General features: G+C 48.0%; 16 protein-coding genes and 2 pseudogenes. 3 read left to right on the top strand and 15 right to left on the bottom strand.

Annotated elements, in window-relative coordinates; all coding sequences use genetic code 11:
• Positions 1 to 48: 48 nt before the first annotated feature.
• From yidA to NYE50_RS20980, 3 genes are all read right to left on the bottom strand, one after another.
• Positions 49 to 861: a sugar-phosphatase gene (yidA, locus tag NYE50_RS20970; protein WP_015240895.1), complete on the bottom strand. Its 813-nt coding sequence runs from the start codon at positions 859 to 861 to the stop codon at positions 49 to 51.
• A gap of 68 nt (positions 862 to 929) precedes the next feature.
• Positions 930 to 1,454, bottom strand: coding sequence for a hypothetical protein (locus NYE50_RS20975; RefSeq protein WP_025285527.1), 525 nt, complete (start codon positions 1,452 to 1,454; stop codon positions 930 to 932).
• A complete protein-coding gene (locus NYE50_RS20980) occupies positions 1,444 to 1,863 on the bottom strand; it encodes a lipocalin family protein (RefSeq protein ID WP_053573898.1) in 420 nt (139 codons plus the stop codon). The genes NYE50_RS20975 and NYE50_RS20980 overlap by 11 nt, the downstream gene beginning before the upstream one ends.
• A 110-nt stretch (positions 1,864 to 1,973) precedes the next feature.
• Here NYE50_RS20980 and NYE50_RS20985 point away from each other — a divergent pair, with 110 nt between their 5' ends.
• The gene (locus tag NYE50_RS20985; RefSeq protein WP_007407822.1) at positions 1,974 to 2,360 is read left to right on the top strand and encodes a hypothetical protein; all 387 of its coding nucleotides are present in this window, start codon (positions 1,974 to 1,976) and stop codon (positions 2,358 to 2,360) included.
• A gap of 160 nt (positions 2,361 to 2,520) precedes the next feature.
• Positions 2,521 to 2,883 carry a hypothetical protein gene (locus NYE50_RS20990; RefSeq protein WP_007407823.1) on the top strand — a complete coding sequence of 121 codons (363 nt, stop codon included), beginning with the start codon at positions 2,521 to 2,523 and terminating at the stop codon, positions 2,881 to 2,883.
• Positions 2,884 to 2,933: 50 nt separating this feature from the next.
• Here NYE50_RS20990 and NYE50_RS20995 read toward each other — a convergent pair whose 3' ends face one another.
• A complete protein-coding gene (locus tag NYE50_RS20995) occupies positions 2,934 to 3,326 on the bottom strand; it encodes a hypothetical protein (RefSeq protein ID WP_004393261.1) in 393 nt (130 codons plus the stop codon).
• Positions 3,327 to 3,455: 129 nt separating this feature from the next.
• Between NYE50_RS20995 and NYE50_RS21000 the strand changes: the two genes are divergently transcribed.
• Positions 3,456 to 4,418, top strand: coding sequence for an iron-hydroxamate ABC transporter substrate-binding protein (locus NYE50_RS21000; RefSeq protein WP_004393259.1), 963 nt, complete (start codon positions 3,456 to 3,458; stop codon positions 4,416 to 4,418).
• Between the two features lie 40 nt (positions 4,419 to 4,458).
• Here the strand turns inward: NYE50_RS21000 and NYE50_RS21005 are convergent, their stop codons facing one another.
• From NYE50_RS21005 to NYE50_RS21055, 11 genes and pseudogenes are all read right to left on the bottom strand, one after another.
• The gene (locus NYE50_RS21005) at positions 4,459 to 4,806 is read right to left on the bottom strand and encodes a YxeA family protein (RefSeq protein WP_004393256.1); all 348 of its coding nucleotides are present in this window, start codon (positions 4,804 to 4,806) and stop codon (positions 4,459 to 4,461) included.
• A 13-nt stretch (positions 4,807 to 4,819) separates the two neighbouring features.
• Positions 4,820 to 6,688 carry an ABC transporter permease YxdM gene (gene yxdM / locus NYE50_RS21010; protein WP_172869693.1) on the bottom strand — a complete coding sequence of 623 codons (1,869 nt, stop codon included), beginning with the start codon at positions 6,686 to 6,688 and terminating at the stop codon, positions 4,820 to 4,822.
• Positions 6,663 to 6,935: pseudogene (locus tag NYE50_RS21015) on the bottom strand (bacitracin ABC transporter ATP-binding protein); the annotation flags it as partial. The pseudogene NYE50_RS21015 and the gene yxdM, both read right to left, overlap by 26 nt.
• Before the next feature lie 106 nt (positions 6,936 to 7,041).
• A pseudogene (locus NYE50_RS21020) lies at positions 7,042 to 7,765 on the bottom strand (ABC transporter ATP-binding protein).
• A gap of 143 nt (positions 7,766 to 7,908) precedes the next feature.
• Positions 7,909 to 8,886, bottom strand: a complete 978-nt coding sequence (yxdK, locus tag NYE50_RS21025; protein WP_015418563.1) for a two-component system sensor histidine kinase YxdK — start codon at positions 8,884 to 8,886, stop codon at positions 7,909 to 7,911.
• Complete coding sequence (yxdJ, locus tag NYE50_RS21030; RefSeq protein WP_015240901.1) at positions 8,883 to 9,572, bottom strand: two-component system response regulator YxdJ; 690 nt, start codon at positions 9,570 to 9,572, stop codon at positions 8,883 to 8,885. The genes yxdK and yxdJ overlap by 4 nt, the downstream gene beginning before the upstream one ends.
• A gap of 107 nt (positions 9,573 to 9,679) precedes the next feature.
• Complete coding sequence (gene fba, locus NYE50_RS21035) at positions 9,680 to 10,552, bottom strand: class II fructose-1,6-bisphosphate aldolase (RefSeq protein WP_159353623.1); 873 nt, start codon at positions 10,550 to 10,552, stop codon at positions 9,680 to 9,682.
• Between the two features lie 2 nt (positions 10,553 to 10,554).
• Entirely contained in the window at positions 10,555 to 11,397 is an 843-nt protein-coding gene (gene iolI, locus NYE50_RS21040) for a 2-keto-myo-inositol isomerase (RefSeq protein ID WP_007614866.1), read from the bottom strand.
• An 87-nt stretch (positions 11,398 to 11,484) separates the two neighbouring features.
• Positions 11,485 to 12,354 carry a sugar phosphate isomerase/epimerase family protein gene (locus tag NYE50_RS21045; RefSeq protein ID WP_007407833.1) on the bottom strand — a complete coding sequence of 290 codons (870 nt, stop codon included), beginning with the start codon at positions 12,352 to 12,354 and terminating at the stop codon, positions 11,485 to 11,487.
• A 19-nt stretch (positions 12,355 to 12,373) separates the two neighbouring features.
• Positions 12,374 to 13,408 carry a Gfo/Idh/MocA family protein gene (locus NYE50_RS21050; RefSeq protein WP_159353624.1) on the bottom strand — a complete coding sequence of 345 codons (1,035 nt, stop codon included), beginning with the start codon at positions 13,406 to 13,408 and terminating at the stop codon, positions 12,374 to 12,376.
• Between the two features lie 22 nt (positions 13,409 to 13,430).
• Entirely contained in the window at positions 13,431 to 14,726 is a 1,296-nt protein-coding gene (locus tag NYE50_RS21055) for an MFS transporter (RefSeq protein ID WP_172869675.1), read from the bottom strand.
• Between the last annotated feature and the right edge of the window lie 11 nt (positions 14,727 to 14,737).

The following is a 14,737-nucleotide window of genomic DNA, read 5'->3' on the forward strand; positions in this document are numbered from 1 at the left end:
ATCATATCACCAAAATACGCGGTAAAAAAGCACCCTCTGATGGGGTGCCTATTTTTTCAGCACAAGCTCCTGAATCGCATGCGCCACGCCGTGTTCGTTATTTGATTTCGTTTCAAAATCGGCAATCTCCCTTACTTCCGGGATGGCATTGGCCATTGCCACACCGCAGCCGGCCCACTGAATCATGGACATGTCGTTGCCGTTATCGCCGATTGCCATGACGTCTTTCTGTTCAATGCCGAGTTTTTCGGCCAGAAGCTTAACCGCGTTTCCTTTACTGACTTTCGGGTGAAGAATCTCATGGAAGAATGGCGCACTTTTGACCATTGTGTATGTTTCTTTGAATGATTCCGGAATGGAAGCGATCGCTTTCTCCAGCTTGTCCGGATCGTCAATGAACATGACTTTCGGAATCAGAATATCCTTCGGCACTTCATCGATCGTGCGGAAATGAAGCGGCACTTTCGTAATGTATGATTCGTATACCGTGTATTCACTGATATCCCGGTTCGGCGTGTACAGATTGGCTGTGTCAAAGTAATGCATCGGAGTATCCAGCTGTAAGCTCAGCTCGTAAAGCGACTTCAAATCCTCATAACCTAATGACTGCTCGGCCACGACACCGTTTGTATACGTATTTTGGACGAGTGCGCCGTTATAGGCAATCACAAAGTCGCCTTCTTCCTGTAAGTTCAGCTCTTCCAAATACCGACGCACGCCGCCGATCGGCCGGCCCGTGCACAGGACGATATTGACCCCTTCCGCTTTGGCGGCATCAAGCGCCCCGCGGACTTCAGCCGTCACTTCATGATGATCGTTTAGTAGTGTTCCGTCCATATCTATTGCGATTAACTTGTACATCCTGCATCTCCTTTGTATCCTTTTCTTCTTATGCTTTCATCATATCGTTTTTTCGTTTCAATGAAAAATCAAACGGACAAGTTTCTCCGCCTTCTCTTCGTAAACCGGGCCTGCCTCCGGATGCGGGGCCGTCTTTTCCCCTTGTCAGCTTGTTCGCCGCCGTCATCTGTTTTCTGCTTCAAGAGCATCAGCCCCGCCGCAAAGAAAGGGACGGCCGCTATGTCCAGAAGGGCAAGCTTTATTCCCATCGCTGCGGGAAAGTATGCCCATAATGAACGGCTGTTCCGCCTGATCATGATATAAGAAACGATTTCCAGCAGGATAAACAGAGCGTTCACCCACATGTAAATGAGTAGCGCCGCAAACAGAAACAGCAGGAGCGTATTCCGCAGCGTGCCGGAAAACAGAAGAGCGCGCATCATATCAAAGAATGAAAAAGATTGCATGCTTCCGTTTACGACATTGGGATTGTAAATGGTAAAACGCCCGAACTGATCAAAAAGCATAAAAAATAACCATAACAGTGAAAACCATTGAATGATATGTACGATGACACCCGTCAAAACGAGTCTGTCGGCAGCCTTATTTCTCATGTGCATCCTCCCCGCCGGTTTTTATTCTTGTCATTGTTTTTGTTTCTCCGTATATCTTCCAAATGAGCGTATCGTTTTTTCCTCTTTTCAACGTGCTTTTGACGGGGTGCGGATGTCCGAGGTATTCAATCTCGATCGTCCCGTCCGTGTTCTGAGAGATCACCTTGTACACATCTGAGGGCATGGCAACCTCGCCGCGGCCTTGAATGACCTGCTTTGTCAGCACGCTGTCTTTCGTAAACGTGACGGTTTCAGATCTGACCCCGTCCATCGGGCCCGGCTTCAGCCCTGCATCCCATGTCCCGTAATAAAAAGGGGTATCGTCTGCTTTCTTTTGCGAGCAGCCTGTTATCATGACGCATCCGAAAACAAGAACCGTCATGATGAAAATCCGTATGTTCCGCAACATGATCACCTTCCTTTGAAGCTTTTTTACGCCTGTAACTTAGGCGGATGCCGTGGCACTGTGCAATTGACTACATAGTGTATAAAGACTTCACTAGATAAGGAGAATGATGAATGAACCCATATCAGTACTACACCCCGCCTGCCTATTTCCCTCAGCAGCAGGAATACGAAGTGAACCGCGTTGAGTATGAGCCGTATCAGCAGCAGGAAAGCTATTATTATGCGCCCCCTCAGTCCGAAGAGCGGCAGCCGACAGGTTTAGAACGGAGAGTCGCCCAGCTTGAAAGACAAAACGCCGAGCAAACGAGAGAGCTCACCCGCCTCTCACAAGAAGACCAGCGCCAAAACCGGGAAATCACGCGTATGAATGAGCAGATCAGACGGCTGAGCCAGTCCATTGAAATCCATACCCGCCGCTTAAACCGTTTGAATCAGCGCCTGCGCGCAGTCGAAAACAGACTCAATATTCCTTTTCACGCTACAGAAGGCGGCTTCTGAGAAAAAGGGCCGGAATACAAAGCTCGACAGGCCATCCCGAGCCTTGTATTCCGCTCTGTACATAACAGGTAAATATTTGAATTCTTTTCTTGCATGAATGCCTCTCCTATTCTTTCACATGATAAATGTGTAAAATCAATCACTTCAGGAGGTCTTCATGATGTATCAAAACCAATACAGTGGAAATCAGCTGCAGCAATGCCGCCAAACAGCACAGCAGCTTATTCAGCAGACACAGCAAAGCAGTCAGCAGTACAAGCAAATGCTCCAGCAGGAACAGCAAAACATTCAAATGCTTCAGCAGATGCTTAACCATGAACAGCATGCCGTTCATACCATTCAGCAAGCGCTGCAGGGACATGAAGCGGCCATTCAGAAATGCCAGCAAATCGTGAATGTGTGCAATCAGCTTCAGCAGGAAGTAAGCGGACACATGCCTGCACCGATGGCAAACGCTAATGTTTCTTCATTCCCGCAAACACAGCATCACACACCGTTTCAGCAGCATTCATACCAGCAATAGGCCGGTCATGCAAATGACAAAGCGCGAGATACCGGCTTTGTCATTTGTTTTTATCTCTGTTTTGTCAGATCAATGCGTTGAGCGGGTTTTCCGCCGAATTTTTCCTCCGCCTCATGCCTTACCGCTTCAAACGCTCTTGCTTCGACGTTTTGTTTAAACACATCAAGCTGTATTAAATAAGCCGCCCGCACTTTCAGCCCGTGGATGATGGAGATGACCCATAAAGGCAGCACGATATACACGCCCGGCGTGCTCGGCAGCACAAAAGCAATTGCTAAAATAATAAAATAGATAAGTCCGTATTTCAGCCATTTTTTGTTCTTGGCCCGGTAGCCGATATAGAAAAAGGCCAAGAAAGCGGTCAGCCCAAACGGCGCGAAAGTCAGCAGCAGCCACCAGCTGTGCAGCACTTCCCACCAAGTCCCTCTTTTCGTAATCAACATTCATTCCTCCTCCTTTACTACTATAACATGGATAATCAAGGAAGGTTTTCTATAAAAAACATAGACGGAATGACATCTTCCTGCTATATTAATAATGATAATCATTATCAACGAAATAGGAGGATCATTATGAAGAAACAATCATGGCTGATCGGCCTGGCACTTCTGCTTGTTTTCGCATTAAGCGCTTGCAGCGGCGCGAAGGAAAACAACGGATCGGCATCAGGCAAAGGAAAGACAGACATGCGTACATATGAATCAACAAAAGGAAATATTGACATACCCGCACATCCGAAACGGATCGTCACTGACTTTTATGCAGGTGAGCTGCTGTCCGTTGACGCAAATGTCGTCGGGGCGGGCTCATGGGCTTTCAAAAATCCGTTTATCAAAAAACAGCTGAAAAACACCACGGACATCGGCAATCCCGTCAATGTGGAGAAAGTGATGCAGCTGAAGCCTGATTTAATCGTGCTGATGAAGGATGACCAATACGAGAAACTATCGAAAATCGCACCGACGATTGTCATTCCTTTTAACACCGCAAAGAATACGAAAGATACGGTCAGCCTATTCGGCGACATTGCCGGGGCGAAGGATAAAGCCAAAAGCTTTATGGCAGACTTCAACAAAAAGGCCGAAGCCGATCAAAAGCGCCTCAAAAACGTGATCGGCAAAGACGAGACAGTCGGCCTTTATGAAACGACGGATAAAGGCGAAATCTGGATTTTCAATGACAATTCCGGCCGCGGCGGCCAAGCCGTTTATAACGCGCTCGGATTGAAAGCGCCGGCCAAAATCGAAAAAGACATCATGAAAACGGGCGCCATGAAACAGGTTTCCCAAGAGGTCATTCCCCAATATGCGGCTGATTATATGTTCATTACCGATTACAATCCGAATGGAGAAAGCAAAACATTTGAGCGTCTGAAAGAGTCATCCGTTTGGAAAAATCTCGATGCCGTAAAGAACAATCGTGTCTTTATCAACGATTTCAACACCTTCTATCCGTATGACCCGATTGCCGTCAGCAAACAGATGGATATCATCACCGACATGCTGATCAAACGGGCTGAAGAAAATAAAAAGTAAAAAAAGCGGCACAGTCATGACACTGTGCCGTTTTTCATGTTCACTTTAATTTTGACTGTACGGAGCCCGGCATATCTTCAAATCTGACTTCTTCCCAGGTCTCGACATACTTTCCTTTCGCCTTCACCTTCAAATACGCGTTCTTCCGAAGGTCTTTCCCGGCGAAAAAGGTTACTTCTTCTTTTTTCCCGGATGCGTTATATCCGTCTAATGTATACTCAGTACCGCCCGGGCTAAGATGTTTGCCATCTCGATCAATCTGTACATAAACATCTTGCTGGTGAATAAACGGATTAAATCTGTCTGTAACATCATTATGAAAAAAGAGAAGTCCGTATATGACGGCAGCGGCCGCCAAGACGGCCAGGATTGCCAATGCTTTTTTCATCTGTGCACTCCCCTTACTTGTTCATTTTTTTCAAATAGCTTGTCCGCACCGCGAGGAAGAACAGAAGCTGAAAGATGAAAAACCCTCCGATGGTCAGACTGAGCGGCCCCGCTACATCGGAATAGCCTTCCACCGCCAATGTTCTCAAAGCAAACAGCGTATGCATGACGGCAATGACGAAAGGAAAGAAAAAGAGAATCGCCAATTGTATCGTCACGCTTTGTGCCATTTCACGCTCACTCAGACCGATTTTGGCCAATGAACGGTAGCGCTCCCGGTCCTCATCTAAATCGGTGAACAGCCTGAAATATAAGAAACTCGCTGCCGCGACAAAGAAAACGATCGCGATAAACAGGCCGATGAATAAACTCAGGCTCGGCAGCTGCACCGTATCATAGTACGTCCCGGCTTTTGCCATAAAATCAGAATGCACGTCGATATAGTTGCCGTAAATCTCATTTTTCAAGGATTGACTGATCCCAAGACTGTCTTTCCAATGATCATAGCTGTAGCCGTATAATGACGCTTTCTCACCGAGTGAATTCAGCTGATCAAAGGTTTGATCGTTTACCGCGATGATGGCATTCAATGAAATCAGCGGTTTTTTGACTTCTTTTACCGTCAGTTTTTGGTCAGACGGCTTGCCTTTTTGGTTCAGCAGCTTCAGCTGATCCGGCGCTTCGTTTTTGAAATTGCGGTCATACGTGCCCGGGAAATAGACAGCCTCACCATGTTTCAGGCCGTTCAGCTTGACATGGAAGTATGTTGATACATCCGATTCGCTGATCATGTAAACAGGGGGAACAGTTTCTCCTTCCTGATAGCGGACATAGGAAACATTTATTTTGTCTTTCTTATACGTAAAGCCGTGTGTTTTCAGTTCATGGTCAATATCTTTCAAATGAGTCTGTTCTTTCGGGTTATTGCTGAAAGATAAATACTCCATCTCATAGGCGGACTCTTCCGCCCCGACGGTCGATTTGTACATCGCGAGCACGCCCGTCGCCGTAAAGGCTACCGCGGAAATAATGCTGACGATAAAGAACAGGCGGGCGTTGTCTTTTAAACGATACACAAGATCAGAAACCCAAATGACGTTTTTCCCGCGCAGATAAAAGGCTTTCCACTTTTTCAGCGCGCGCAGAATCCAGATGCTGCTTTGGCTGAAAAAGAAATACGTGCCGATGACGGTAAGCAGTAAAATGATGAACGGCTCGGTCCCGTGGACATTGCCTTTCAGAACCATGCCGTACCCGCCGCACAGGCAGGCGATGCCGAATAAGGACAGAAGCACGGACGGCTTCGGCTCCGGCTTGATCTTGTCAGTGCCCTTTATTAATTTGATCACCGTATTTGATCTGACAAAAAGGATTGTGAACTGCGATAAAAGAAAAAATAAGAGCAGAAATCCGCCGGCCGTAATGCCAAGCGCTTTCCAAGGCATATACAGAGGCAGCGCGTCCATTTCTAAAATATAAGCGCCGACCGTAAAGAACGTTTTCGAAAAAATGAATCCGCCGATAATTCCGGCTGCGATCGACATGACGCCTATGATCATGTTTTCCGCCGTAATGAGCTTTCTCAGCTGCCCCGGCGTGATGCCCTGCATCAGCAGGATGCCGAATTCTTTATTTCTCGATTTCAAAAAGGCATTAACTGAATACAGAACAAATAAGAAAGAAAAAACAAAGATCATCCATTCCGCGGCGGTTAAGCCTTTTCTGGCGATGTTATTCAAGTAGCCTTCCTTTAGTGCCGGATGAAACAGGAACATCGCAAAGGTAAAGAAAATCAAAACGGAAAAGGCGCTGCTCAAGAAGAATGCAAGATAGGCCCTTTTGTTTCTCGTGACGTTTTTATAAGCGAACTGAAGAAAGGTCATTTGCGTTTCCCCCCAGCATAGACAGCACATCAAGAATCTGCTCATAAAAGACTTGGCGGTTTTCCCCGCGGTAAATCTCATTAAACAGTTCGCCGTCTTTTATAAAGATGACGCGGCGGCAGTAGCTTGCCGCAACCGGATCATGGGTCACCATCAAAGCCGTGATATGATCATCCTGATTCAGGCTCTGCATCGTTTCCATGACGTCTTTTGACGCTTTGGAATCAAGGTTTCCCGTCGGTTCATCTAACGCCGGATGAAACAGGAACATCGCAAAGGTAAAGAAAATCAAAACGGAAAAAGCGCTGCTTAAAAAGAAAGCAAGATAGGCCCTTTTGTTTCTCGTGACGTTTTTATAAGCGAACTGAAGAAAGGTCATTTGCGTTTCCCCCCAGCATAGACAGCACATCAAGAATCTGCTCATAAAAGACTTGGCGGTTTTCCCCGCGGTAAATCTCATTAAACAGTTCGCCGTCTTTTATAAAGATGACGCGGCGGCAGTAGCTTGCCGCAACCGGATCATGGGTCACCATCAAAGCCGTGATATGATCATCCTGATTCAGGCTCTGCATCGTTTCCATGACGTCTTTTGACGCTTTGGAATCAAGGTTTCCCGTCGGTTCATCGGCCAGAATGAGTGACGGCTTATGAATGACCGCTCTTGCGATGGCGGCCCGCTGGCGCTGTCCGCCGGATACTTCAAACGTCCGTTTGTTGAGCAGGTCTTCGATTCCGAGCTTTGCCGCGATGCCGTGCAGTTTTTCTTCCATGACAGACGGCGCTTCTTTTTCAAGCGTTAACGGCAGCATGATATTTTCACCGATCGTCAGCGTGTCCAGAAGGTTGAAATCCTGAAACACAAATCCGAGCTGCTTGCGGCGGAAATGAGCGAGCTTTGTCCGCTTCAGCAGGTGCGGGTTTTCTCCGTGAATCAGGATATCGCCTGAATCCGGACGGTCCCATCACCGCCGTGAACCCGCCTTCTTCTATTGAAAACGAAATTTGTTTTAAAGCTTGATAGGACACTTGTCCTTTATAGGTTTTATTTATATGTTTGACTTCAAGCATATTCGCCATGAAAATCCTCCTTATGGTTTTATTCTTGTTGGTCTGGGCTGCTTTCATGTAGTGCCGGGGCATTTAACATAAAAATCCCCTTGACATAAATCCATGTTATCAAGGGGAAACAAAACGAGCTATGTTGTTTTCTTAACGCAGTCTTACATTTTTGTAAGAAATGAAAATCGGACCGATGTCCCTTCACCGGGGGACGAGCTGATGTCCACCGTATGATTGAGCTTGCCCGTAATTTCTTTGACGAGATGAAGGCCGATTCCCGTAGATTCTTGGAAACGCCGTCCGTTTTCGCCAGTGTAATAAGGGTCAAACACCCGCTTGATATCTTGCGAGGGAATGCCGACACCGTAATCTTTGACTTCAAGCACCGTCCTGTCTTCATCGCGGAAGACATTCAGCTCAAGTCTGTCACTCTTGCCTGCCGAATACTTGACCGCATTTGTGACCACTTGGCCGATCGCAAATTTGAGCCATTTCGCATCGGTGTAAATCTGATGATCATCGCGAATATCCATTTTCGGATAGACGCGGTATTGAATAAAAAATCGTTTATAGCTTTGAATGACCGATTGGAGAAGCTCTGATAAGGAAACCGCTTCAACTTTAAAATCCCGCTCAAACAGGTCGAGCCTTGAAGAATAAAGAAGCGTCTCCAGCCCGAATTCAATCTGCCGGACCTCTTTTTTGATTTGTTCAAAGACGGGCTCATCCTCTTCCTGAATGATTAAATTAATGACCGACAGCGGCGTTTTTACTTGGTGCACCCATTGGTTCATATACGTCACCCGCGCGTCAAGCTTGGCTTCGGTCTCATGGAGCTTCTGGTGCTGCATCCGGGTCAGCTCCATCTGCTTTTCATACAGCTCTGAACAAAACACTGAAGAACCGAGATACGGGATGTCCGTCCCTTCCTGCTCCGAGCTGAGCCAATGATACACACCGCGGTCTTTGTACCAGCGATAGGCAAGATATCCCGCCAAAATAAGAAGCTGCACGCCCAATATGTAAAACAGGTGGGAAAAAGAATGAAGACCCGCAAACCAGTAATAAAAGAAAACAAACAGCCCCTGAAGAAGAAAAAGCAGAATCAGCACGGCATGAGACCGGAGAAACAGCTTCATGACAGCGCCCTCAGCTGGTAGCCTTCGCCCCGCACCGATTCAATGGAAACAGGCGCATTCAGCTCCCGCAGTTTTTTTCTGAGCCGCGTGATATACACGTTAAGCGTATTATCATCGACGAAAATATCGGTGTCCCACGTTTTTTCCATGAGCCGGTCTCTTCCCGTCACCTTTTCTCCCCGCTCCAGCAGCACTTCCAAAAGCTTGCTTTCTTTTTTAGAAAGCTCGCTTTTTTCGTCCTGAAAGCGCAGTTCAAACCGTTCCACAAAGAGCTGCACACCGGCATATTCAACCACTTTCTCTCCCTGCTTGGCGGCGTACTCTCCGTACGCCCTCCGGATCTGGCTTTTGATTTTCGCCAGCACAATATCATAAGAAAACGGTTTTTCGATATAATCATCTCCGCCGTTTTCAATCGCCATCACTTGATCCATTTCCCCGCTTCTGGCTGAGATGAAAATGATCGGGCTTGTAGAATGCTGGCGGATCTGGCGGCACCAATAATAGCCGTCATAAGACGGCAGATTGATATCAAGCAGCACCACATCAGGCTTTTCCCGCAAAAAAACATCAAGAACAGCCGTGAAATCATCGGCGGCCACGGTTTGATATCCGTATTTTTCAAGGTAATTCTGCAATAGTCCGCGAATGTCTTCACTGTCTTCCACAATCATGATTTTATTCAAACTGAACCACTCCCGTTTCTTACACTGCTGCCATCATCATAATCGTTTCGGGCGTACGGGCGCAACACCGCACAAAAAAACCGCCATCTTGGCGGTTTCCGTTCTCATCAGCCGACCTGCTGTTTTACGGCTTTACCGGCTGATCCGAACTCTCTCATTTTGCTTCGCACTGTCTCTTCCACGGCCTCAATGCCGGGTGCCATGTAGCCGCGCGGTTCGTACAGATCGCCGTTTTTCTGAAACATGCGGCGTGTTTCTTCTGTCCAGGCGACCATACATTCCGTGTTGATATTGATTTTCGCGTGGCCGAGCGTGATGGCTTTTTTGATCTGTTCCTGCGGAATCCCGGATGCTCCGTGAAGAACGAGAGGAATATCAGTCATGCGGGAGATAGCCTCCATTTCTTTAAATCCGAGATTCGGTTCACCTTGATATTTGCCGTGGACGGAGCCGAGGGCGGCGGCCAGCGCGTCGATATTGGTTTCTTTGACGATCCGCTCACATTCGGCGACATCGGCATAGCGGACCCCGCCGACCAGCCCGTCTTCCATGCCGCCGACCGTGCCGACTTCTGCTTCTACTGAGACGCCGTGCTGAGCGGCATAATCGGCGACTTCTTTTGTCATCGCGATGTTCTCATCAATCGGATGATGGGAGCCGTCAATCATCACTGAGCTGAATCCGGCGTCAATGGCCTGTCTGCAGCGTTCCGCACTGCTTCCGTGATCAAGATGGAGCACGACGGGAACGGTAATCGCCATTTCTTCCATTAACGCGCCGACCATGGCGGAAATCGTTTTAAATCCGCCTAAATAGTCGACCAGACGATCGGAAGCCGCGGCGATGACCGGCGATTGCTCCTTTTGCGCGGCTTGCAGAATCGCCTTCGTCCATTGGAGGCCGTTGATATTAAATTGGCCGACTGCATAATGCTCCCGTTTCGCTTCTGCAAGAAGATGTTTCATGGTGACAAAAGCCATGTTCACGCCTCCTTCATGAAGTATTTTGATACGACGGCTTCCGTTGTTTCCTTTGCCGTTTTGATCGTTTCCTCCGCAGTCAGCTTATAATATTCAGGTCTGAACAGCTCTACGGAGACAACATCATTGAATCCGATTTCTTTTAACGCTGACAGATGGGCGTCTAAGTCAATCGCACCCTGTCCAGGCCAAACGCGGTCTTCATCCGTTAAAAAGCCGATCGGGAAGTCCTCTGTATCGTCGATATGATAGATGAAAATTTTCTTTCCATCCGCCTGCTTCAAACTCTCAATATTGGAGCCCATCGCGTGGAAATGGAAGCTGTCAAACACCAGTCCGACATTATCGCGGCCGACAGCGTTCACGATGTCATACGCCTGTTCAAATGTATTGACCGTGCATTGCGGATGGCCGACAAATTCAAGGGCAATGTTTACGCCGTACGGCTCCGCGATGTCCGAAAGCTCAGTCAGCACCTCTGCGCTGCTCTTTTTGATCTCTTCTTTCAAGATTTTCCGCTCTGTCACAAGCGGCACGGCCACCACATATTTCACGCCGAGCGTCCTGCAGGTTTCCATCATGCTTTTGAATTCCGAAATGATCTCCCTATAGCCCTTCTCATCACGGTTGTTGAAGAAAACCAGTGCGTTCAGGGCAAGCGGTTTAATGTGGTGTGTTTGAAAATATTCCGCCAGATCGGCCAGTGAATGGTCTTTTAAGTATTCCGGCAGCTTATCCATTGTGCGGATTTCAATATAATCATAGCCGTGCTTTTCGCACAGCTCTAAATCCTGTTTCAGGTTTGAATTCTCCAGCGTAGTCGCTTCATTAAAGCAAAGTTTCATGTCAGCCTCTCCCATCCGCGTTTTCGATATGAAGGGAGTCCGGCTGGAGGGCTTTTTTGCCCCGCTCCGCCGAACTCCGTACTCAGCTTATGCCATACCCAGTTCTTCCTTTAATTTCTTAAGCGTGGTCCGGCTTGATTCATCCGCTCTTTCGCCGACCCAAGCAAAAACGGCGTTCGTCGCAATTCCGTCGAATTTCATCTCTCTCATCTTTCTGAAAATCGTCTCAAAATCAACCTCGCCTTGCCCGATGTCCAAATGCTGGTGAACCGTTACTTTCGCGTCAGGCGGATTGACGATGTAACGCAGGCCGTGCGCCGCTTTATGATTAAAAGTATCTGCAAATAAAACATGTGTGAGGCGGTCGCCGGCTTCATCAAACATGGTCGCAATATCGCCTTTTCCGTCATCATAGAAGAACGTATGCGCAGTCGAGTAGACAAGATTGATCCAATCCTTATCAAGCGCGCGGATCATATCCATCGCACCTTTGTGCGTTTCGATAAAATCATACGGGTGAGCCTGAAGATTGAGTTTAACGCCTTCTTTTTCAAAAACGGGCAGCAGTTCATCCATGGATTTGATAAATTTTTCTTCACTTGTCAAAGGATCATATTTTGAACCGCTGAATTCACTGTTCATCAAATCCACTTCAAGTTCAACCGCAATTTCGATCGCCCGTTTCCAGTTGCGCACGGCGGCCTGTCGACGGTCTTCATCAGGACCCGCCCAGTGGTAAAGCGGAAGAAGAGAGGACAGCTTCACACCTGTATCCTTTAAAAGGCGCTTCAATTGTTTGATTTTTGCTGAATCGACTTTCGGATATTTGTAGAAAGGACAAAAATCCTCGCGCGGGGACAGTTCGATATATTCGTATCCGAGTTCCGCCGTTTTATAGACCATTTCTTCTAACGTTAAATCATCGCGGTACATGGATGGATCTAAGGCCAGTTTCATTTCTTTCACTCCCGATCTATTATTTGTTCACAGTCGTAAATGATTGGTAGAATGCCGGTTTCTCTTGCAGCGCCACAGGCTCTTTCTGTCCGGATTCCTGAGCTTTTACGCACGCGTCAGTTGTCACCGCGGCAATATAACCGTCCCATGCCGTCGGACCGCTGACTTCGCCTTTTTTCCGGATCGAATCAATGAAGTCTTGAATTTCCACATCATACGCAGCCACAAATCGGCGCTGCCAATCCATCAGGATATCGGTGCTGAATGTCCCTTCTTTTCTCAAACTGATGCTTGACGGTTCCGGAAGCTTGATGACGCCGTCTTCCCCGACGATCTCACATTGAATGTCATAGCCGTATTTACAGTTCACGTAGATTTCGGCATTGATGACGATGCCGCCTTTTGTTTCAATGATGACCATCTGCGGATCTTTCAGATGCGGCAGCGCATTTTTTGATTTCTTCGGATAGATGACCTGTACGGATTCATAGTCGTCATTGACGAGCCAGTGGAGGACATCAATTTCATGAACGAGCGTATCGACGACGGCCATGTCCGTTGAATAATTCGATGCGACTGTCGGGTTGCGGTGCGCACAGTGAATCATCAGCGGCTCGCCGACCACGCGGTTATCGATCGCTTCTTTCAGCTGAACGTAACCGCTGTCATATCTGCGCATAAAACCTACCTGCACCAATCGTTTTCCCGTCTTCATTTCTTCCTCGACAATGCGCATACAGCCTTCTGCCGTTATCGCAAGCGGCTTTTCACAAAACACGTGCTTGCCGTGCTGAATCGCTTTCAAAACGCTGGACTCGTGAGCCGGGCCCCAGCTTGTCACTAAGACGGCATCCACATTTTCAGCAGCGAGGAGGCTGTCGTCATCAGGATAAACGGAGGCGTTCAAATTGAAATCCTGAACGGTCTGCTGCGCGGCCTCCTGATTCACATCTGTGACAGCGGTAATTTCCGCTCCGGACAGCTTATTTGTGATGCGGTTGATGTGCTCTTTTCCGATAGCACCGGTTCCGATAACACCTATACGTAAATTCATTGATCGCCACTCCTTCTGATAATCAAATAATGGTTCTCGTCTTTCTTTTCTCGCTGCCGTCCTGAGGAGCGCCGTACAGTTCCTCCTGTATCTGTTCAAGCGACTTGCCGGACGTATTCGGCGCGAAGACAAGCCCGATGATCATACTGGCCGTCACACATATGAGCAGAATACCGGCCATAAAACCGATGCCGAATTGTGACATGATGACCGGCACAAATAAACTCCAAATGCCGATTGAAATACGGACGAGAAAGAACATGAGCCCTTGTGCTGACGCTCTGTATTCTGTCGGGAACAGCTCGCTTGCCCACAGCTGGTAGTTCGCCTGCTGGCCGGCTCCGTTATTGATGCCGATCGCTAAAACAAACAAAAGCAGCATCGGGAGCCCCTGAAACGGCAGTAAAAACAGCGACCAGCCGACAACGGCCATAAATGCGCAAATTCCGAACACCGTTTTCCGATATTGATCTGCAAAAGGCATGAAGATACAGGCGACGCCGAGCCCGGTGAAGATAAACAGGGCCATCTGCAGAATGTTGGCCGTATTTGCGGATACGCCGCCGACCTGCTGGTAGATGTACGGCATGAAGAATCCCATGACGCCAGCTGCGAGATTCCATACGAGAAACACACCCATTAAAAACAAAATGTTCTTGAAAAATTTCGGCTGAAGCAGGTCAAAATAAGATGTTTTTTTCACGGCGGCAGGCCGCTCTTCACTGTTTTTCCAGGCATCCGACTCAGGTAAACGCTTTCTTATCACATATGTGATCAGGGCGATCACCAATAGATGCGCAAAGACAATTTTATTTCCTAAAAGCCCGAGGTCACCGACCAAAACGGATAACAGCAGAACCACAACGGCTCCTGCGGCCCACGCCACCTGCGCCACTCCGCAATGCCTCGCCCGGTTTTTCTCGGGGGCGTTTTCCGCGATAATGGTCCATGAAGCCGTAATATCCGCGCCTACAGAAATCCCGATAATCATGTATCCGCATAACAGCATGGGAAAGTTGAATCCAAACAAAACCAAACAAATTCCTAAGGCGTAGACGAGCATACTGTTTGTGTATACAGCTTTTCGGCCGACCTTATCAGCCAAATACCCGCCGAGCAGCGCTCCGATGGCCGCTGATATCGCGTTTGCGCTGAAGGCGCCGAGCAATCCGATCTGACTGTCGGACAGCTTTAAATAGCTGACCCACACAGATAAACCCGCTGATCCTGCCACGATGGAACCTGCATCAATGTAATTTGCTAATGCTGCGGCGATGGTCCTTTTGCTGAAAGCTGATTCCGCCTTGGCACTATTCATATAAGTCCCCC

It is taken from the genome of Bacillus sp. EU55 (assembly GCF_038005925.1).
In the GTDB taxonomy this organism is placed as follows: domain Bacteria; phylum Bacillota; class Bacilli; order Bacillales; family Bacillaceae; genus Bacillus; species Bacillus velezensis.

Excerpts from the sequence above, each read along its gene's own strand:
- yidA (WP_015240895.1), bottom strand. The coding sequence starts at position 861 with ATGTACAAGTTAATCGCAATAGATATGGACGGAACACTACTAAACGAT.
- NYE50_RS20975 (WP_025285527.1), bottom strand. The coding sequence starts at position 1,454 with ATGAGAAATAAGGCTGCCGACAGACTCGTTTTGACGGGTGTCATCGTA.
- NYE50_RS20980 (WP_053573898.1), bottom strand. The coding sequence starts at position 1,863 with ATGTTGCGGAACATACGGATTTTCATCATGACGGTTCTTGTTTTCGGA.
- NYE50_RS20985 (WP_007407822.1), top strand. The coding sequence starts at position 1,974 with ATGAACCCATATCAGTACTACACCCCGCCTGCCTATTTCCCTCAGCAG.
- NYE50_RS20990 (WP_007407823.1), top strand. The coding sequence starts at position 2,521 with ATGTATCAAAACCAATACAGTGGAAATCAGCTGCAGCAATGCCGCCAA.
- NYE50_RS20995 (WP_004393261.1), bottom strand. The coding sequence starts at position 3,326 with ATGTTGATTACGAAAAGAGGGACTTGGTGGGAAGTGCTGCACAGCTGG.
- NYE50_RS21000 (WP_004393259.1), top strand. The coding sequence starts at position 3,456 with ATGAAGAAACAATCATGGCTGATCGGCCTGGCACTTCTGCTTGTTTTC.
- NYE50_RS21005 (WP_004393256.1), bottom strand. The coding sequence starts at position 4,806 with ATGAAAAAAGCATTGGCAATCCTGGCCGTCTTGGCGGCCGCTGCCGTC.
- yxdM (WP_172869693.1), bottom strand. The coding sequence starts at position 6,688 with ATGACCTTTCTTCAGTTCGCTTATAAAAACGTCACGAGAAACAAAAGG.
- yxdK (WP_015418563.1), bottom strand. The coding sequence starts at position 8,886 with ATGAAGCTGTTTCTCCGGTCTCATGCCGTGCTGATTCTGCTTTTTCTT.
- fba (WP_159353623.1), bottom strand. The coding sequence starts at position 10,552 with ATGGCTTTTGTCACCATGAAACATCTTCTTGCAGAAGCGAAACGGGAG.
- iolI (WP_007614866.1), bottom strand. The coding sequence starts at position 11,397 with ATGAAACTTTGCTTTAATGAAGCGACTACGCTGGAGAATTCAAACCTG.
- NYE50_RS21045 (WP_007407833.1), bottom strand. The coding sequence starts at position 12,354 with ATGAAACTGGCCTTAGATCCATCCATGTACCGCGATGATTTAACGTTA.
- NYE50_RS21050 (WP_159353624.1), bottom strand. The coding sequence starts at position 13,408 with ATGAATTTACGTATAGGTGTTATCGGAACCGGTGCTATCGGAAAAGAG.
- NYE50_RS21055 (WP_172869675.1), bottom strand. The coding sequence starts at position 14,726 with ATGAATAGTGCCAAGGCGGAATCAGCTTTCAGCAAAAGGACCATCGCC.